The organism is Trichocoleus sp. DQ-A3, assembly GCF_039961975.1.
Classification (GTDB): Bacteria; Cyanobacteriota; Cyanobacteriia; order Cyanobacteriales; family FACHB-T130; genus FACHB-T130.
In genome coordinates, this window is sequence record NZ_JAMPKC010000004.1 from 304530 (window position 1) to 324262 (window position 19733).

At 48.1% G+C, this 19733-nt stretch carries 18 protein-coding genes; 9 read left to right on the forward strand and 9 right to left on the reverse strand.

Annotation, left to right across the window (positions count from 1 at the left end):
- Window positions 1–117 precede the first annotated feature (117 nt).
- The 7 genes from rpsJ to NDI44_RS10180 all read right to left on the reverse strand — a co-directional run bounded on the left by rpsJ (window position 118) and on the right by NDI44_RS10180 (window position 6040).
- Window positions 118–435 carry a 30S ribosomal protein S10 gene (gene rpsJ / locus NDI44_RS10150; RefSeq protein ID WP_190415403.1) on the reverse strand — a complete coding sequence of 106 codons (318 nt, stop codon included), beginning with the start codon at window positions 433–435 and terminating at the stop codon, window positions 118–120.
- Window positions 436–608: 173 nt separating this feature from the next.
- Window positions 609–1838 (reverse strand): elongation factor Tu, encoded by a 1230-nt coding sequence (gene tuf / locus NDI44_RS10155; RefSeq protein WP_190415405.1) that lies wholly within the window; start codon window positions 1836–1838, stop codon window positions 609–611.
- A gap of 99 nt (window positions 1839–1937) precedes the next feature.
- Window positions 1938–4013: an elongation factor G gene (gene fusA, locus NDI44_RS10160; RefSeq protein WP_190415407.1), complete on the reverse strand. Its 2076-nt coding sequence runs from the start codon at window positions 4011–4013 to the stop codon at window positions 1938–1940.
- 146 nt (window positions 4014–4159) lie between these two features.
- On the reverse strand, window positions 4160–4630 hold the full coding sequence (rpsG, locus tag NDI44_RS10165) for a 30S ribosomal protein S7 (RefSeq protein ID WP_190415409.1): 471 nt from the start codon (window positions 4628–4630) through the stop codon (window positions 4160–4162).
- 388 nt (window positions 4631–5018) lie between these two features.
- Window positions 5019–5147 carry a hypothetical protein gene (locus NDI44_RS10170; RefSeq protein ID WP_277878243.1) on the reverse strand — a complete coding sequence of 43 codons (129 nt, stop codon included), beginning with the start codon at window positions 5145–5147 and terminating at the stop codon, window positions 5019–5021.
- A 36-nt stretch (window positions 5148–5183) separates the two neighbouring features.
- Entirely contained in the window at window positions 5184–5561 is a 378-nt protein-coding gene (gene rpsL / locus NDI44_RS10175) for a 30S ribosomal protein S12 (protein WP_190415413.1), read from the reverse strand.
- A gap of 98 nt (window positions 5562–5659) precedes the next feature.
- On the reverse strand, window positions 5660–6040 hold the full coding sequence (locus NDI44_RS10180; protein ID WP_339380811.1) for an iron-sulfur cluster assembly accessory protein: 381 nt from the start codon (window positions 6038–6040) through the stop codon (window positions 5660–5662).
- 265 nt (window positions 6041–6305) lie between these two features.
- On the opposite strand from NDI44_RS10180, the gene NDI44_RS10185 reads away from it, so the two are divergent.
- The 7 genes from NDI44_RS10185 (at window position 6306) to nblS (ending at window position 17724) form a co-directional block, all read left to right on the forward strand.
- Window positions 6306–6761, forward strand: coding sequence for a CAAD domain-containing protein (locus NDI44_RS10185; protein ID WP_190415415.1), 456 nt, complete (start codon window positions 6306–6308; stop codon window positions 6759–6761).
- A 93-nt stretch (window positions 6762–6854) separates the two neighbouring features.
- Complete coding sequence (gene folK / locus NDI44_RS10190; RefSeq protein WP_190415417.1) at window positions 6855–7376, forward strand: 2-amino-4-hydroxy-6-hydroxymethyldihydropteridine diphosphokinase; 522 nt, start codon at window positions 6855–6857, stop codon at window positions 7374–7376.
- Window positions 7377–7382: 6 nt separating this feature from the next.
- Window positions 7383–7931: an NUDIX hydrolase gene (locus NDI44_RS10195; protein ID WP_190415419.1), complete on the forward strand. Its 549-nt coding sequence runs from the start codon at window positions 7383–7385 to the stop codon at window positions 7929–7931.
- Between the two features lie 388 nt (window positions 7932–8319).
- Window positions 8320–9771, forward strand: a complete 1452-nt coding sequence (locus NDI44_RS10200; RefSeq protein WP_190415421.1) for a deoxyribodipyrimidine photo-lyase — start codon at window positions 8320–8322, stop codon at window positions 9769–9771.
- A 122-nt stretch (window positions 9772–9893) separates the two neighbouring features.
- Window positions 9894–13835, forward strand: coding sequence for a DUF2157 domain-containing protein (locus NDI44_RS10205; RefSeq protein WP_190415423.1), 3942 nt, complete (start codon window positions 9894–9896; stop codon window positions 13833–13835).
- Between the two features lie 302 nt (window positions 13836–14137).
- Window positions 14138–15412: a phosphoribosylamine--glycine ligase gene (gene purD, locus NDI44_RS10210; RefSeq protein ID WP_190415425.1), complete on the forward strand. Its 1275-nt coding sequence runs from the start codon at window positions 14138–14140 to the stop codon at window positions 15410–15412.
- Window positions 15413–15699: 287 nt separating this feature from the next.
- On the forward strand, window positions 15700–17724 hold the full coding sequence (gene nblS, locus NDI44_RS10215; protein WP_190415723.1) for a two-component system sensor histidine kinase NblS: 2025 nt from the start codon (window positions 15700–15702) through the stop codon (window positions 17722–17724).
- 1 nt (window position 17725) lies between these two features.
- Here nblS and NDI44_RS10220 read toward each other — a convergent pair whose 3' ends face one another.
- Window positions 17726–18094 carry a zinc ribbon domain-containing protein gene (locus NDI44_RS10220; protein ID WP_190415427.1) on the reverse strand — a complete coding sequence of 123 codons (369 nt, stop codon included), beginning with the start codon at window positions 18092–18094 and terminating at the stop codon, window positions 17726–17728.
- A gap of 73 nt (window positions 18095–18167) precedes the next feature.
- Complete coding sequence (locus NDI44_RS10225; protein WP_190415429.1) at window positions 18168–18476, reverse strand: TIGR03792 family protein; 309 nt, start codon at window positions 18474–18476, stop codon at window positions 18168–18170.
- A 217-nt stretch (window positions 18477–18693) separates the two neighbouring features.
- On the opposite strand from NDI44_RS10225, the gene NDI44_RS10230 reads away from it, so the two are divergent.
- On the forward strand, window positions 18694–19017 hold the full coding sequence (locus tag NDI44_RS10230) for a phasin family protein (protein WP_190415431.1): 324 nt from the start codon (window positions 18694–18696) through the stop codon (window positions 19015–19017).
- A gap of 135 nt (window positions 19018–19152) precedes the next feature.
- Complete coding sequence (locus NDI44_RS10235) at window positions 19153–19716, forward strand: FKBP-type peptidyl-prolyl cis-trans isomerase (RefSeq protein WP_190415432.1); 564 nt, start codon at window positions 19153–19155, stop codon at window positions 19714–19716.
- Window positions 19717–19733: the final 17 nt, after the last annotated feature.

The following is a 19733-nucleotide window of genomic DNA, read 5'->3' on the forward strand; positions in this document are numbered from 1 at the left end:
TGTACGTGCGATTCTTTACTTACTTTAACCGATCTCTTTCCTAGAATCCCAACGACGAAGCCCTTTAGAGGTATCTCTAAAGGGCTTCGTCGAATGCAGACTCACAAGAGCGTGTATTTAAAGTTTGACTTCAATATCAACGCCTGCTGGCAAATCCAGTTTCATCAAAGCGTCAATTGTCTTGGAGGTGGGCTGATAAATGTCAATGATGCGGCGGTGAGTCCGAGTTTCAAAGTGTTCCCGCGAATCCTTATCAACGTGAGGAGAGCGCAAAAGACAGTAAATTTTCTTCCGGGTTGGTAAGGGAATGGGGCCAATAGCTGTTGCCTGTGTCCGGTTTGCCGTATCGACAATCTTTTCGCAAGAGGTGTCAAGCAAACGCCGGTCAAAAGCCTTCAAGCGAATGCGAATTTTTTGCTGCTGGATAGTTGCCATTTTCAGTTGTCCAGGTTCTAATTAGTGGTTATTTGTTAGGTTTTAGTTGCTACTAGAACGGCGGTTTTTTGCCGTACACGTACAGCTCTTGGAGTTTAGCATCTGATTTCAAGGACATAGATAAGGAGCAGAAAAGCATATGCTTTTCTGCTCCTTATTTGTTGGTCAAAATCCTACTTTAGGATCTTGGAGACGACGCCAGCACCAATGGTGCGACCGCCTTCACGAATCGCGAAGCGCATCCCTTGCTCAATTGCGATCGCGTTGATCAACTCAACGGTCATTTTGATCCGGTCTCCTGGCATCACCATCTCGGCGTTAGAGCCATCATCCGAGGTGAAAGCTTTGATGGTTCCAGTTACGTCGGTTGTCCGCACGTAGAACTGAGGACGATAGCCAGCGAAAAACGGTGTTTTCCGACCGCCTTCTTTTTCCTGAAGGATGTACACTTCAGACTCAAACTGAGTGTGAGGAGTAATTGTACCAGGCTTGGCTAGCACCATACCCCGCTCAATATCTTCCTTCTTCAAACCCCGAAGTAGAACGCCGACGTTATCGCCAGCCATCCCTTCATCCAAGGTCTTCTGGAACATTTCCACGCCAGTTACTGTTGTGCTGCGAGTGTCTCGAATTCCCACCAGCTCAACAGTTTCCCCAACTTTGACTTTGCCCCGCTCAATCCGACCAGTCGCAACGGTACCGCGCCCTGAGATGGAGAATACGTCTTCCACAGCCATCAGGAAGGGCTTATCAATATCCCGCTCTGGAGTAGGAATGTAAGCATCGACCTCATCCATCAACTTGTAGATTTTATCTACCCACTCATTCTCACCCCGTGGGGTCTTGGGATTGGCAGCCATCGCTTCCAACGCTTGTAGCGCCGAGCCGGCGACGATGGGAATATTGTCACCGTCGAATTCATAAGAACTTAGCAGTTCCCGGACTTCCAGTTCTACCAGTTCCAACAATTCTTCATCGTCCACCATGTCTTGCTTGTTCAAGAAGACAACTAGCCGGGGAACGCCAACTTGCTTAGCCAGGAGGATGTGTTCCCGCGTCTGAGGCATGGGGCCATCTGCCGCCGACACCACCAGAATGGCACCATCCATTTGAGCTGCACCCGTGATCATGTTCTTCACATAGTCCGCGTGACCTGGGCAGTCCACGTGGGCATAGTGACGAGATTCGGTTTCATACTCAACGTGGGCGGTATTGATGGTAATACCGCGAGCCTTTTCCTCCGGCGCTGCATCAATGTCGGCATAACCCTTTGCTTTCGCCCGACCCATTGCTGCCAGAGTCATCGTAATGGCAGCGGTTAAGGTCGTTTTACCGTGGTCAACGTGACCAATCGTGCCGATATTGACGTGGGGTTTAGTGCGTTCAAACTTTGCGCGTGCCATGTATTACCTGTTCCTTTTTCCTTTTTCCTTTGCCAGTTGTCAGTTGTCAGTTGTCAGTTGGCTTTTCTACTGACAACTGACCAAAGACTACAGACCGATTTATGTGTTCCCTTTGCTCTTGGCGATGATGGTTTCAGCCACGTTGCGAGGAACTTCTTCGTAATGGCTAAACTCCATTGAGAAGATACCCCGCCCTTGAGTCATCGACCGGATATCCGTCGCATAGCCAAACATCTCTGCAAGCGGAACTTTGGCTGTTACTCTTGTAATGCCTTGTTCCGAATTCATGCCTTCAATTTGACCGCGACGGGAGTTGAGGTTTCCCATCACATCCCCAAGGAAGTTTTCTGGAGCTTCCACCTCAACTTTCATCATAGGCTCCAATAGCACTGGTGAAGCCTTCATTACAGCTTCTTTAATCGCCATTGAGCCTGCGATTTTGAAAGCCATTTCTGAGGAATCTACCTCGTGGTAAGAGCCATCCACCATCGTTGCCTTGAGGTCAATCACCGGATATCCAGCTACAATACCCGATTCGCAGGCTTCTTTCATCCCTTGCTCTGCTGGGTTGATGTACTCTTTAGGTACTATACCCCCAACAATTTTGGAGACAAACTCGAAACCAGTCCCCGGCTCTCCAGGCTCGACTTGAATCACAACGTGACCGTACTGACCTTTACCACCGCTCTGACGGATAAATTTCCCTTCAGCTTTGACAGCTTTGCGAATGGTTTCGCGGTAGGCAACTTGCGGCGCACCAACGTTGGCTTCTACTTTGAATTCTCGCATCATCCGATCTACGAGAATCTCTAAGTGCAGTTCGCCCATCCCCGCAATTACTGTCTGGTTAGTTTCTGGGTCAATGTGAACTCGAAACGTTGGGTCTTCTTCTGAGAGCGATTGCAGAGCCTTGGAGAGCTTCTCCATATCCTGCTTAGTTTTGGGTTCCACTGCTACGGAGATCACAGGTTCTGGTATAAACAGAGACTCCAGAATCACTGGTGAGTTTTCGTCACAGATGGTATCGCCCGTATAGGTTTCTTTCAGACCTAAAGCTGCACCTAAGTCACCAGCCCGCATTTCATCTACTTCGATTCGTTCGTCAGCTTTGAGAACGATCAAGCGGGAGATGCGTTCCTTTTTATCCTTGGTTGAGTTGAGGATGTAACTGCCTTTTTTGATTACGCCAGAATATACCCGAATGAATGTCAAGCGTCCATAGGGGTCTGCCATAATCTTGAAAGCTAAAGCAGCCGCTGGTTCGTCATCGCTAGCGTGTCTTACTACCTCAGTACCATTTGGCAATAGTCCTTGAATTGGGGGAACGTCAATAGGAGCGGGTAGATAATCTACCACGGCATCCAACAGTAGCTGGACACCCTTATTTTTAAAGGCAGAACCACACAACAGCGGGACAATTGTGCCAGCAATTGTGCCTTTACGCAACGCCTTTTGAATCTCTGGTTCGGTTAGTTCTTCGCCTTCCAAATATTTTTCCGTCAGGGCATCATCGGTTTCTGCTACAGATTCGATGAGCTTAGTGCGGTACTCTTGGGCTACCTCCTGAAGGTTTGCAGGAATGTCTATTTCCTCAATTTCTTTGCCCTGATCGTCTTTGTAGAGGTAGGCTCGCATCCGAACTAGGTCTACAATTCCCTCAAAGTTGCTTTCAGCACCAATAGGAATTTGAATGGGGACAGCATTTGCCCGCATGCGATCGCGTATCTGGTTATAAACTTTGTAAAAGTTCGCTCCAGTCCGATCCATTTTGTTGATAAAAGCGATCCGAGGCACCTTATACCGATCTGCCTGTCGCCATACAGTCTCAGATTGAGGCTGCACGCCTCCCACCGAGCAGAACACAGCAATCACGCCATCCAACACCCGCATTGAACGTTCTACTTCAATCGTGAAGTCTACGTGACCAGGGGTATCAATGATGTTGATTTGGTGATTCCGCCAGCTCGTGCTAATCGCAGCGGCGGTAATGGTAATACCTCTTTCCCGCTCTTGCTCCATCCAGTCAGTCGTTGCTGTGCCTTCGTGGACTTCGCCAATTTTATGAACGATACCGGAATAGAACAGAATCCTTTCTGTTGTTGTTGTCTTGCCCGCATCAATATGGGCAGCAATTCCGATGTTGCGTGTTCTCTCTAGCGGGACGGTACGTGCCACAGCTACCTCCTTCCTCTGTGCCGCATAGCTAGTAATGTGCTATGCGTTCTATCTCGTTTAAAATTGTATACTTTATTTAAGATTTTCAGCTCGTACAGACGCGAGCAAAACAGTCGCAATAACCGATCTCGCGTCTGTAGTAGTGCTTAGTATCGATAGTGGGCAAACGCCTTATTCGCTTCAGCCATTCGGTGAGTTTCTTCGCGTTTGCGAATCGCATTCCCTGTCTCATTAGCGGCATCAAGCAGCTCATTTGCGAGCTTCCCAGCCATTGTGCGGCCTGGGCGAGAACGAGCAAACTGAATTAGCCAACGCAGCGCTAGCGCAGTTCCACGGTCAGGGCGGACTTCCATTGGCACCTGGTAGGTGGCACCACCCACTCGACGAGCCTTGACTTCCACCAAAGGGGTCGCATTCCGAACTGCTTTCTCAAAAGTCTCTAGGGGATCTGCTCCAATCCGTTCTTCGATGGTTTTTAGCGCATCATAGATAATCCCAGTCGCAATAGATTTCTTGCCACTATGCATAATCCGCCGCACCATCATACTGACAAGACGGCTGTTATACATCGAATCAGGGGGAACAGGACGCTTTTTAACAACGGTACGACGAGACATACTAAGCCTTCAATGAATAAAATACAGAATTTTTACGATCCCTCCCAATGTTCGTGCCTGAGATGGGATTTTTTTCAACAAGTCTTTGCGGGTTCTAGAGAGCCGCCTTCTACTAAGGTAGAGATTTCGCCCGACTGTGAAACTCTTCCCTACCTACATTGAGGACATTGAGGTTTTCCCTAAATGCCAGCAACGGTTGTCTCCCTGGCGCATTAATTTCCCAATTTTTTGGTTTGAGGAACTGAAGCAACCTTCTACGGATTTGGATACATCCTACTGGATTCGCATACACTCGCTTTAACGGGTGCTTATCTACGTGTTTACAACATCTCTGATGCGTCTTCCCGCACGGAATCCAGTAAAAACATCCTCAATCCAACTCTATCACCTATACCGGGGGTTCATCGGCATCCGCTCGTAAGCGGATATCTTCACACATTTCCTGTGCAATTGGCACGAGATTCGGGAGCTTTCGAGCCGTATGAGCGTTTTGTCTTTTCTGCAAAACGGAAGCCATCAATTGTGACTGTACCAATGCAGATAGGCACTCCGCTTACTTTGCCTTGGGACGTTTTGTACCGTACTTAGAACGACCCTGACGGCGATCCTTAACCCCGGCGGTATCTAAGGTTCCGCGAATAATATGGTAACGGACTCCGGGCAAGTCCTTAACCCGTCCCCCCCGAATCATCACAACCGAGTGTTCTTGCAAATTGTGACCGATGCCAGGAATATATGCCGTTACTTCAAAACCTGAAGTCAAACGGACTCTTGCCACTTTCCGCAGGGCTGAGTTTGGCTTTTTAGGCGTCGTTGTATATACTCTGGTGCAGACACCACGACGTTGCGGGCAGCTTTTTAGGGCTGGTGACTTAGTTTTCTTCTGTGTACTTAGGCGCTCGTTACGAATGAGCTGCTGGATTGTGGGCATGAGTTACTGGGGTTACTGAATCCTTGCTAGTTCCAAATGCAGACAAATTCTGAGTGTATCATCTGTCAGGGGTTCTGTCAATTTAAAGGAGCTGGAGATTAAGCTTCTGGGGTGGCAGAGTCGGCAAGCGGCTCATTAATAGAGAAAGAATTACCGCAACCACAACTTTCTTTAGCGTTTGGGTTGTGGAAGCGAAACCCGCCACCCATGAGATCCTCTGAGTAATCTAAGGTGAGACCATTGAGGTAGGTTAGGCTTTGAGCATCAACCAATACTTGAATGCCATTGCATTCATACAGTCTATCGTCTGGTTTTGCGGCTGCATCAAAGCTGAAAGTATAGGAAATGCCAGAACAACCACCTGATTGAACTGCTAGACGAAATAATAGAGCGTTGGCGTTTTGACGCTTGGATTGCAAACGCTTTATTTCACTAGCTGCTGCTTGAGTGAGATCGATAGTGGACTGAGTGAGTTTCACAGAGCTTTCTATAGAGTGCTGAACCAATGCTACAGCCGGTTGCGGGAAAGCTTGTCAATTTTTAAAGGAGAAAATCGAGCGTTCGGTGCTCCAGCTTGGTAGTTTTGCTACTTGTACCTCAGGATGCTTGATTTTTATCACTCCAATAGATAATAACTTGGTAGCAGAGTCTGTTCTTCACTTCTTGATTAGAAAAAGCAGAACTAGAAGAAACACTCCCATAACCAACCAAGACATCAAGTTGTTGTCATTCCCAAAAATTGATATGAATCCTGAAACTCCCTCTTCTGAAAGTAGGCTTGAATCTGAAAATCCTTCAGTAGAAGTCAATGTACAAAACGTAGAAGCAACACCTTCGGAGTTACAAGTGTCGTCTACTCAAGCCTATACTGGGCAAGTGCAGCAGGTGTGGGCACAAATCGCTAGGTTTTTAGAAAAGATGCCAAGTTATGCGGGCAACTTTTTTTCCTCCTACCAGCGATCGCTCGTTACCCTTGGACTACTCTTAGCAGTGTTAGTCACATTAAGGATAACAGTGGCTTTGCTAACGGCGATTCATAGCTTGCCGTTGATAGCGCCAACCCTACAGCTGATTGGCATCGGATATACGGCTTGGTTCGTTTATCGTTACTTACTTACTGCTGAAAGCCGCAAAGAACTATCTCAAGACTTCCAGACCTTAAAACAGCAAGTTTTGGGCAGAGGAGCTTCAAACACCTAAGCGTCCTAATCTTCGATTCGACTGAATTTGTTTAGCCTGTGTAGGCAGGCTAAGTTTCTTTATAGCCGCACCTGAAGGGGTCAGGCTGGAATCATGACATACGCAAAAACTGCGTTAGCAAAGGGTGGGCGAAGCGCAGTTGCTCTTGGTAGCAACCTCGGCGACTCCCGCGCCACTCTAGAGGCTGCTCTAGAAACGCTGAACCGAACTCCTGGAATTACTCTGCAAGCCCAGTCTAGTTGGTATCAAACGAAGGCTGTGGGGCCACCTCAACCAGATTATTTGAATGGTTGTGCCCTGCTGCACGTTCAGATGAAGCCTCAGCAATTGTTAGAGACGCTGTTGGCAATTGAAGATCGCTTTGGTCGCGTCCGTCAAGGGCGCTGGGGGGCGAGAACACTTGACCTTGATTTATTGCTCTTTGATGATGTGATTTTGGACACTCAGGGTGGGGAGATTCCGCCTCTCCAGTTGCCTCACCCTCGGATGAGAGAAAGAGCGTTTGTGCTGGTGCCTTTAGCGGAAATTGCACCAGATTGGCTCGATCCAGTTTCTGGATGTGCGATCGCGCAACTCGTTCAGGCTGTAGACTGTTCAGAAGTCCGTCGTTTGTAGTTTCCTATGGCACTGGGTCAAGAACCCCCTGAAGTCCTCAAACAACGCTTGTTCTACCAGGGGCGTAAATTTAATTTTGAAGTCAGCCGTCTGCGCCTCCCGAACCAAGTAGAGGGAGACTGGGAATGCATTCGACACCCTGGCGGTGCGCTAGCTGTACCTGTAACGTCAGAAGGGAAGTTGATACTCTTGAGGCAGTATCGTTTTGCTGTACAGGGGCGTCTTTTGGAGTTTCCGGCTGGAACCATAGAACCAAATGAAGCTCCAGAGGAGACAATTAAGCGCGAAATTGAAGAAGAAACCGGATATCGCGCTCATAAATGGCGAAACTTAGGTAAATTTTCGCTGGCTCCCGGTTATTCGGATGAATTTATCTACGCCTTTTTAGCGCAAGATTTAGAACGGCTGGAGACGCCTCCCAGTCAAGATGTTGACGAAGATATTGAAACGATTTTGATGACTCCCCAGGAATTAGAGCAAGCAATTCTGGCGGGTGAACCAGTAGATGCTAAATCGATTTCTAGTTTTTTCTTAGCTCGTCCTTTTTTACAATAGTTCGTCAGGTTAAAGTCTGCGAATACACAAAATTAGCCAGCCTAAACTGGCTAATTTTTTATATTTTAATAGCCAGATATAAGATTATTTCAATTCTCGATTAGGTGCATACATCAGTAGGGACATGGCATTGCTATGTCTCTATTGAGCATTAGAACTGCAATATATTCCACCTACCTGAGAAACGCTATATAGCAATCTTGTTTGATTTGTAAGATACCAGCGGTTCAGATCCCCCGCTTCTTTAAAGTCGGGGATTTCGCCTTCACGAATCATTTAGGATTGCTGTAGCCGTTTAGTTTGCAGTCACTCGCAGGAGTGATACACATGGTGTTGTCACCTTTTAAACTGTCAAACATAAGCGAGTTATTTGAAAAGCAAGGATTGAATGTCTGACCTGATTTTGTTTTGGCACCGCCGCGATTTACGCATTTCCGACAATCTAGGATTGGCTGCTGCACGGCAGCAAAGCCAAAAGGTGGTAGGGGTTTTCTGCCTAGATCCGAATATTTTGAAAAGGGATGATGTGGCACCGGCAAGAGTGACTTATATGATTGGTAGTTTGCAGTCACTCCAAGAACGCTACGCGAAGGCTGGTAGCCAGTTGTTGATCCTTCTAGGCAATCCGACTCAAGCAATCCCAGCTTTGGCAGCGGCGCTGAATGCGAAGGCTGTATTCTGGAATTGGGATGTCGAGCCTTATTCAAAAGAGCGCGATCGCGCTATCAGCGAAGTCCTGAAAGAAAAGGGTATTTTTGTCCAAAATCACTGGGATCAGCTATTACACGCACCAGAGGAGATTCGCTCAGGTTCTAATCAGCCGTACACGGTTTATACTCCGTTCTGGAGAAATTGGAGTAGTAAACCCAAGGCTAAACCTGCACCCGAACTCCAAAATGCCGAGGGACTTACACCAGAAGAACAGCAGAAAGCACGACAAGCGGGTGCGGGTGAACTGCCTACGGCTAAAGATTTGGGATTTATTTGGGAAAACGAACTGGTGAGTGCGGCAGGGGAGAAGGCGGCGCAAGAGAAGCTGGCAGAATTTTGCGCTAACGCGATCGCAGAATATAAAGAACAACGGAATTTTCCAGCAGTTAGCGGCACCTCTCAACTCAGCGCCGCTTTGAAATTTGGCGTAATCGGCATTCGCACCGTTTGGGATGCCACGCTAAAGGTGTTAGAACACAGCCGCAGCGATGAAGAAGACACCCATATCCGCACATGGCAACAAGAACTAGCATGGCGAGAATTCTATCAACACGCGATGTATTGGTTCCCAGAATTAGCCGAGGGTGCCTTCCGGGAAACGCTCAAAAATTTCCCTTATGACAACCATCCAGAACATTTCCAAGCTTGGTGCGAGGGGAGAACCGGCTACCCGATTGTCGATGCAGCAATGCGCCAGATGAATCAAACAGCCTGGATGCACAACCGCTGTCGGATGATTGTTGCCAGTTTTCTCACTAAAGACTTGCTGATCGATCCGCGCTTGGGGGAAAAATACTTCATGCAAAAGCTTTATGACTGGGATCTTTCGGCGAACAATGGCGGCTGGCAGTGGAGTGCTTCTAGCGGGATGGACCCCAAGCCAGTCCGAATTTTTAACCCAGCTTCTCAATCGCAGAAATTCGATCCAGACGGGGAATATATCCGGCAATGGGTGCCAGAACTTAGGTCTGTCAATACAGAATATCTCGTGAGTGGGAAGATACCGGCGAATGAACGCGATCGCTGTAATTATCCCGCTCCGATTGTGGAACACCAGCTACAGCAGCGTCTGTTTAAACAGCGCTATCAGCAGCAAAAAGAAGCACTAGGGGATAAAGATAAAGAGTAAGCGTCTGGTGGACGGTGTCCGCCGGACAAGCGTGCTTTCAATACCCTAAAGTGTCACAATAACCACAGCCAATCCTTCAATCAAGAAGATGATTTGAGTATTCATCTTTAGGGTGGCTGCTGATGTCATCTTCACATGACCGCTCCATCAACATTAAAGTAACGATTAGCAATTCGCAGCCTCAGTTATTGGAAGGACTGGATGTTTGGCTGCGCTTGGGTTTGATTTCTGAGGCTCAGGTTAGCGATTTAAGTCAAAAATACTTGGTTTGTGCGTTGCCACCCGCTGCGGGAACGCCCAAACTAACGCCTCAAGTTACGATATTTTCTGATTTGCAGTTACTACCAGGTGCTGCTGGTAAGAATGCTTCTCGCCAACATCCCAAAGCGATCCCAGGGATATGGCAGTCGCTGATGGCAGAACTCAGCGTCCGGTGGCTGCTGTTTTTGGGAGTGTTCATGGTGGTAGTGTCCTCCGGGGTGCTAGCCGCCACTCAATGGGAAAGATTTCCTGCTGCTGGGCAGTATGGGGTTTTATTGGCGTATACCTTGATTTTTTGGCGGGTAAGCGCTTGGGCGAATCGCCAACCCAGTTTGCAATTGACGGCGCAGACGTTGCAAATTGTCACCCTACTGTTAATGCCCGTGAATTTTTGGGCAATGGATAGCTTTGGGTTGTGGCAAAATCCTTTAAATCAGATGGTAGTCGCGATCGCATCCGTTCTTCTGACAGCGATCGCTTTCCAAGTATTGAAAAATTGGCGATTGGCGACTTCTGGACGGCTGAAACTACTAGAAGCGTTACCAGCATTGAATATCCTGGGACTCAGTTACCTGCATTGGGGCTGGAATTTGTCAGGCTTTCCAGTCATCGCCATTTATCTGGGAATGGTGGGAACGTCCCTCCTCGCGTTCTATCAAGTTCGTCACCGACAGCCTGCGGGGACTATCGAAAAAAAGGGAATCGGGATTGAGTTGCCAGCCGGGGTAGTGATTTATGCCTTGGTGGTGCTGCTGGTACGAGCAATTTTTATTGTCCAAGTACCTGTAACGCAGTTGGGGTTAGCCCTTGGTATCTGCGGCTGGCTGGTGGTGTGGTTATCGCAACAGCAACCGGAAACATCCACCGAATCACTCCCATTGCCGTGGGAGAAAGTGGGCGGTAGTTTGTTGTGCCTCGGTTGGCTGGTTTCGATAGGAACAACGGTTCCCTGGCAAGCAACAGCAGTTAGCGGATTAGGCTTGTGGTTTTTTTTCAGCCGATTGCAGCGTTTTTGGCTAGAGATTGATCTGGCAGCATTTTTAGGAATTGGCTTACAGACGATTTGGCTGGTTTGGCGGTTAGTTCCAGGTTCCGTGCAAGAATGGGCGATCGCAACTGGCACTCAACTGACGGGTTCGGAAACAGTTCCTTGGGCTTTGCTGAGCCTGGTTTTATTTCCCTACATTATTTTTATCGTCGGGGTAAGCGATTGGCTGCATCGAGCTTCTAAGACCGATTTAGCCACTTTTGGCGAACAACTGGCACTCACTTTTGGGGCGGTGCTGAGTTTAATTAGTTTACTAAATCCCACATTGCGATCGCTCAATCTGTTGTTTTCGACTGTGATACTGGCAGTTGTGACACAGCGCCGACTTCCCACTAGGGTCAGTCTGGTGTATTTCACTCACTTGGTGGGGTTGCTGACGCTATTCTCTACAATTGACCGCTTTTTTCCCAATCTGCACCAAGAAGTTTGGGCAAGCATTTTGTTGGCGGTGATGGTTGCCGAATGGACGCTTCACGCCCTACTACCCTCCTCAGTACTTCTGTGGAAGCAAAGTGCTTGGCACATCGGTTTAGGGCTGGCGGGACTCAGTTATCAATTACTGTTAGCGAATGTTTCCTTATTCGGGGACGATGCCTTTAGCCGTCAGCAGTGGGCAATTTTCTGGCTAATTACACCTTTGGCATTAACCGGAGTTGCCAGTCAAACTGCTGGAAAGCAACGCACATTGGCGAGTTGGTTGAGTGTCGCCAGTTTGGGAATGCTACAAATTCTCACATTCGTGCTACCTGGAGGTAGATTCATTAGCTTAGGAATGGCAACTGGGCTGATGTTAGTGAATACGCGCTATTTGCGACATCTGGCAGCAGCCGTCATTACAGTCGGGTTTAGCCTGAGTTTTCTCGGTGTGCTGCTGGGGGATGGCGTGCCTGGAGTGCCGCCCCTTTCGGTACCGGGTTGGTTTTTAGCCGGAGCGATCGCGGTGGTGGGTTTATGGCTTGCCAGAGCCTGGCTGATGCGTCGTCATGGGACGTTAGCAGCACTTTATGCACAAGCGGTTGAGGGTTGGGCGATCGCGTTGTGTAGTTTTGAGCTGTTGATGCTAACGCTGCATTCGCTTTTTGTCTACCAAGGGGTTGCTTCTCCCGGTGGGGAATATTTAATGGCGGTTACGTTGACAATTGGGGCGATCGCTTATCGCAGTTGGCAACAGCCGAATCATTGGGCATTTTATGGACTGGGTTGGGGTTTAGAACTGTTAACAGCCGAGACGTTGGGCTTCTTTGAACACTCGGTGATGAATTTAGCGATCGCAAATATCGTCTTAGGTTTAAGCACGCAGCTTTTGGGAGAAGCATGGCGGCGGCGATCGCAAATCGAAAGTGTTCCGAACAGGTGGCATATCCTGCCGCTACTATACGGCGTGTTGGGGGCACTTCTGCGGTGGGATACTTTTACCAGTTGGACGGGATTGTGTACGCTTGCGATCGCGTTCATTACGATTGGAGTTGGCAGACGACGGCAGGAACTTAAACCCATCCTCTATTTGGGACTTCTAGGAGTATCCATTTCTGCCTACGAACTTTTGTTCTATCAACTTTTACAAGCATCAGGTGGAGCTTTGGGCGATGGATTCATTGTCATGTCCGCCCTCGGCACCAGCATCATGTATGCCTATCGCCTGCTATTCCCCTGGCTTCTAAATTACTTACACCTTACTGCTGAAGAACTGAAAGTAATTGCCCATCTTCATTGGGCTTGGAGCAGTTGCTTACTCATCGCGGCGATTGGTAATCCCATTGCAGCTAGCCGAATTCTCGGATTAGGAACTGGCTTGTTTTTAATCCGATACGCGATTTTTCAAGGTCGCAGATTTTCCCTTTCTTTCCTCCCAAAAGACAGGGAAAGTTCCCAAGTCCCTTTAAAGACAGAGGAAAATTCAGCACCTTCCTTATTCAGTGAAAACTGGAGGATTACCATTGCAGAAGTCTGGGTTTACCTAGGTTTATTAGAAGTAGGTGTCATCAGAATATTCTGGCTTTATACAGCCATTGGGCAGTTCTGGGCTGGGCCATTAGTTCCCTGGAAAGCCCCGATTTCTTGTGTTTGGGCTTATTTTCTGTATATTTTGCCTTGGGAGAAGTGGGGATGGCCTAAAAGACCTTGGCTGCACGCGGCATATATTCTGCCACTGGTGATGATTTGGGAAACCAGAGTAGAAATTCACCCGATTAGCTTGCTGATTACAGCGGCATTTTATATCTTTACTGCCAAATTATCCAATCAAATTCGCTTTACTTATATCAGCCTAGCACTGATTAATTGGGCACTTTTTCGGTGGTTTTTGGAATTACAATTTTTCGATTACTTGTGGTACGTTATGCCGATTGGCTTATCCTGGCTGTATATTGCCCAAGTCGATTCTGGGTTGAGGCTACCAAGCCGCAAACAGACTCGCCACCTATTTCGTTGCCTAGGCGTTGGGGTAATTTGTGGAGCGGCATTTTTGCTACACCAAGAAACTGGATTGGTACCGGGAATTTTGAGTATTTTATTCATTTTTGCTGGATTAGCTTTCCGAGTCCGGGCATTTCTCTACGTTGGTACCGCCACTTTTTTACTGACTGCTTTTTATCAGTTGGTGATTTTTGTTTTCCGTTACTCCTTTTTCAAGTGGGTGATCGGGTTGATAGTGGGTATCAGTTTTATCTCGATTGCCGCTAATTTTGAAACTCGGCGCGATCGCTTTATCGCTTTGGTTCGGCACTGGCTGTCGGAATTGGAACAATGGCAATAATTTCCTTTCGTTCAATCCCCCTCATCTAATCCCAAAACGATTCCCAAAACGATTAAATCTAGACTTGCTTGCTTCCATCCATCAGGTGTCTCTTGGCTAACTTAGACATTTGGTAATTGCGTGGCATAATGAAGTATTTGCTTGCCTTATACGATTTGCCCTGTAAATTTACTTGGTTTTCAGATGGGAAATCGTCCCTGAGGATAAGCCGCTGGATTGAGGCGCTGTCCCTAGTCTGGGCGGGCGTACAGCCTGCAATTTAGCAAAATTCAAGAAAACAAAAACAGGAGCGCGAGGCGAACGTGAAGGTTTTGGTTGTTGGCAATGGGGCACGCGAACACGCCCTGGTATGGAAACTGCTGCAATCTCAACGCATTCGGCAGATAGTCTGTGTTCCTGGAAACGGCGGCACAGCTTCTCTGGAGCGTTGTCAGAATCTCCCTTTAAGTGTTGATGATTTTGAGGGAATAGCACGATTTGCTCAAGTGAATAACATCTCGCTGGTGGTCGTCGGGCCTGAAGCCCCCCTGGCTTTGGGGATCGCAGATTACTTGCAACGCCAAAATCTCAAGGTGTTTGGTCCCACCAAAGCGGGAGCGCAAATTGAAGCGAGTAAGTCTTGGGCAAAGGATTTGATGCGGGAAGCGGGTATCCCAACCGCCAACTCAGAGGTGTTTACAGAGCCAGAAGCTGCAAAAGCTTATGTAGCAGCGCAAGGGGCACCGATTGTTGTTAAAGCCGATGGTTTGGCAGCGGGTAAGGGTGTTACGGTAGCGGCAACGGTGGAAGAGGCATACTCTGCGATCGCAGATTTATTCTCCAGTCGAGTCAAGACTGTAGTAATTGAAGAATATTTAGCGGGTCAGGAAGTCTCGGTTTTGGCGCTGTCGGATGGCTTGACCGTTCGCCAGTTGTTACCGGCTCAAGATCACAAACGCATCGGTGAGGGCGATACAGGGGCAAATACGGGCGGAATGGGAGCCTATTGTCCTGCTCCCATCCTGACACCTGCCTTGAGTGCGCGAGTTCAGAAAGAAATTCTGGAGCCGACTGTTGCCGCTTTAAAAGCGAGGGGCATCGACTACCGGGGTGTCCTTTATGCTGGATTAATGATTACCCCCCAAGGCGATCCGAAAGTTTTGGAATTTAACTGTCGCTTCGGCGATCCGGAAACACAGGCGATCTTGCCTTTACTCGAAACCCCTCTAGAAGACTTACTGGTTGCCTGCGTCGGACAGAAACTTGCCCAACACCCTCCGATTGCCTGGAAATCAGGCGCTTCCGCCTGTGTCGTTGTAGCGGCGGGGGGTTATCCCGAAAGCTATAAAAAAGGTCACGTCATTACCGGCATTGAGCAAGCCGAGGCAGCAGGAGCGAATGTGTTCCATGCAGGCACTCAGAAGAAGCAGCAACAAGTGGTGACAGAAGGCGGTCGGGTGTTGGGAGTCACCGCCATTGGAGAGGATTTTGATGCAGCGATCGCTCAAGCATACGCGGCGATTAATTGCATTGAGTTTGAGGGGATGTACTACCGACGGGATATTGGTTATCGCGTCCGCACGGCAGGGAAACTTTAGCGTTTAACGTCATGTGCAACTGCAATCCAATCGCTCCTCGTTTCCAAAGCTCTGTAGCCTAAGCTAGAGAGTTTTGAAAAGTTGCACATCACGTAAATCTTTAAATTTCTTCAAAATCTTAGTCAAGCTGCATCCAAAGATACATGAGAGTTCCAGGGGGAACTTGAGAAAATAGAAGTGGATAAATATAATTGAGAAACGTTCAAAAATCCACCTATCCCTGGGAAGAATCCTCTACAATTTTTGATAAATCTCTAATTTTTACCATTTTTAGTGGCAAATTTACCTTGCTGGCTCTATTAAAAACCCTTCGAGAAGTTATTGCCCATTGGTGGTCTGAGTTTACTCTCCAGACGCGCCTGATGGCGGCTGCTACCTTAGTCGTCTCCTTGGTGATGAGTGGTCTGACCTTCTGGGCAGTGAATACAATTCAGCAGGATGCTCGGCTGAATGATACTCGCTTCGGGCGCGACCTGGGTTTGTTGTTGGCGGCGAATGTCGCGCCTCAGATTGCTGAAAAGAATCTGACGGAGGTGGCACGTTTTTCTCACCGCTTCTACAGCAGCACCTCCAGCGTGCGCTATATGCTCTACGCCGACGAAACTGGCAAAATCTATTTTGGAATTCCTTTCTCTGAGTCCGAGGTACAAAACTCGCTGACAATTCAGCGTCGGATTCAATTGCCAGAGGATTACGCTGATAATTCCGACTTACCAATGGTGCGTCAGCACCTAAGTCCGGATGGGGAAGTTACGGATGTCTTTGTTCCCCTGTCGCACGATGGCAAAAATTTAGGGGTTTTGGCAATTGGGATTAACGCCAATCCGACCGTGGTGGCGTCGTCCCATCTGACACGAGATGTCACGATTGCGGTATTTATTTCCATTTGGGTGATGGTGATTTTGGGCGCTGTTTTTAATGCCTTAACTATTACTCAGCCAATTAAAGAACTTCTCGTTGGGGTTAAAAATATTGCCGCGGGCAACTTCAAGCAACGAGTTGACCTGCCACTCGGAGGAGAACTGGGCGAACTGATTTACAGTTTCAACGAGATGGCAGAACGGCTGGAGAGTTATGAAGAGCAAAATATCGAGGAACTGACAGCAGAGAAAGCCAAGCTAGAGACGTTGGTTTCTACGATTGCTGATGGAGCGGTGCTGATCGACACCAACTTTCAGGTGATATTGGTCAACCCGACAGCGCGACGAATTTTCGGGTGGGATGGCGTTGATGTGGTGGGATCTAATGCTCTGCATTGCTTGCCTTCTCCAGTAAACTTGGAGCTAGCGCGACCCCTGCATCAAATTGTTGCTGGCGAATGCGAAGGGGCAGAGTTTCGGGTGACGCTATTCCAACCGGCGAACCGCACCGTCCGCATTCTCCTAACGACCGTCCTCGACCAGTACCGGGAAACCATCAAGGGAATTGCGATGACGGTACAGGATATTACTCGTGAGGTAGAGCTGAACGAGGCGAAAAGTCATTTTATTAGCAATGTTTCCCACGAATTGAGAACGCCGCTTTTTAACATCAAGTCGTTTATTGAAACGCTCCACGAATACGGCGAAGATTTGACAGAAGAGGAACGTCGGGAATTTTTAGACACTGCGAATCGAGAAACAGACCGCCTGACTCGCCTGGTAAATGACGTTTTGGATTTATCTAGGCTTGAGTCGCACAAGCGCTATCACTTTGAGCCTGTAGATATTGCCCAACCTGTGGAGCAAACGCTGCGGACTTACCAGCTAAACGCCCGCGATAAAGGAATTGAACTCATCCAAGAGATTGAACCGAATTTGCCAGCAGTCTGGGGCAACTATGATTTGTTGCTCCAGGTGTTTGCTAATCTGGTCGGTAATGGACTGAAGTTTACTGAGACAGGCGGACGGGTGGCAATTCGCGCCTATTTGCTGGAGTCGAGGGATGAGCGGAGTCAAGGCGGAGTCTTCCCTTCCGGCGCAGAGGAACGCGGGAAAATTCCTGCAACGAACAATCCCAAATTAGTGCGGATTGAAATTTCTGATACGGGAATCGGCATCGATACAGAAGACCAAGAGGCAATCTTCGATCGTTTTTTCCGAGTAGAAAACCGAGTTCACACCCTTGAAGGAACAGGTTTGGGTTTGTCAATTGTTAGAAATATCATTGAGAAGCATCACACCAGGGTTCACTTGGTTAGCGAGGTCGGCGTCGGTACAACTTTCTGGTTTGACTTGACGGTTTTTCAAGAAGCAGCACCCGTTGAGGAGTTGCCTCTAAAAGAAGCAAAAGAAGCTTCAGGAACCAGTTCGGTTACGGCGAAGGTTGTCTAGATTATTTGCTTGCATAGAAAGCGATCGCTAAACTTACGACGATGAGACTGAATAGCAGCAGCAAAGGCTGGTTTCGCTGACACCAAAGTTGAAGCGAGTGACGCCAGCCGAGACTGTAGCGAGTGGCAGTCATCGGGTGAGATTCTTGAGAGCGATCGCTATACATCGTACATTCCTTGGCGTAAGGACGCTTGGAAAACGTACAGGTATCATCTTCGTGGTAAGTACAGGTATCGCACAGAAATTTCTCCCCCGTTGCTCGATGTAGGGGAATGCCAGGATGACCGTAGGCTTTTAACTCGGTTCGGCAATAAGGACAGGTTGTTACCTGGGCATTGACGGGTTGATGGCACTTAGGACAGTTCGGCATGGATAGCAGCACGGTAATTCTAGGTTTCTATCCAGTCAGCAAGTCGCAATCTAAAAAGACCTCTAGATCCAGTTTAAGCTTGGGGAAACTTTCGGATTTGATATTCTGCTAACTGAACGATGGGAAAAGCCTCTCCCATCGCTTGGACAAACTGCTGCTCGATTTCTTCCAGGCGTTCTGATGGAACAGACTTCCACTGTTCCCGCGTCGCCCAGCGAATGACTAAAATGACCTCTGTTGGCTCGTTCGGGTTGAGCCAGACTTCTTTACCCAAAAAACCCGGACAGGTAGTAAGGAAAGCTGTCCAGATTTCGCCATCCTTCTGAATGTATTTTTCCCGCAGTTCGGGGGCGACTCTTACCTGAAGCCACTCAATTACCATGAGCTGGAGTATAAGCTGCTTTGAAGCTGTAAATAGACTCTTCAATCATCCATCAGACAGATTGATTTTGCCACGAGCAAAGTCTGGAAGATAGGCGGCAGTTGTTGAGAGAATGTCACAAAATAGAACTGTAGGCGAAAAATCGGTAAGATTTTAGCACCGCTTTATGATACGTGTTTAGCCGCTCAAAGTCGCGGCGGAGTGACAGGAAGGGAAAATGGATAATAACAACTGGCTTAAGCAGCTACTAATGATGGGTGTGGGGACTACGTCTTTGGTAGCCGACAAAATCCGCGAAGTGAGCGATGAATGGGTCAAAGAAGGTAAGATCAACCCCGAGCAAGCTAAGGGGATGGTAGATGATTTGATGCAGCAGCTCAAGTCAGATCAGGGGAACTTGGAGATCCAGATGCAACGGCAAATGCGGAATATGTTGCAGGATCTGGGGGTTCCTCGCCAGTCGGAAATGGATGAATTGCGGGGACGCATTGACCGGCTCGAACGTCAGGTGCGTGATATGGAAAATAAGCTCTGGCGGTAAGTAAAGCTGATAGGATTGAAAATCTAGTGGGACAATCAATTTTGGATTTTGGATGGGGAATTTTGGATTAAATCGAAAATTCTCTCAATCTAAAATCTAAAGTTTTGAGGTCTTAGAGGTACGGAGAACGGATGAATGAGAGAAATTCTAATCAGCGTTGGGGTAATGTTTACCTGTGTGGTACTCCTGATTTTTGCTCAAATTACCAGCAGCAATCAAGGGGATGCAAAAGCAGCTGAACTAACCAAAACTGAAACCACAGTTGTTGCAAAAACTCCCAGTAACGATCCTACTGCTGATATTACAAGGCTTATAACGATGAATACCAACCCAGGAAGTGATGAAACTGCCAGCGGCGAAGTGAAGACAACGCCTTCTGGTCTTAAGTACACTGAGTTAAAGGAAGGCGACGGAGCAACTCCTAAAACAGGTCAAACGGTGGTAGTGCATTACACCGGCACTCTAAAGGATGGCACGAAGTTTGATAGTTCGCGCGATCGCAATCAACCCTTCCAGTTCAAACTCGGCGTTGGACAAGTCATCAAAGGCTGGGACGAAGGACTCAGCACCATGAAAGTTGGCGGACGCCGCCAGTTAATTATCCCTCCTGAATTGGGATATGGCCCTCGTGGTGCGGGTGGAGTCATTCCTCCCAACGCGACTCTAATTTTCGACGTAGAATTGTTGGACATTAGATAACTAAATCCTCAATTTTT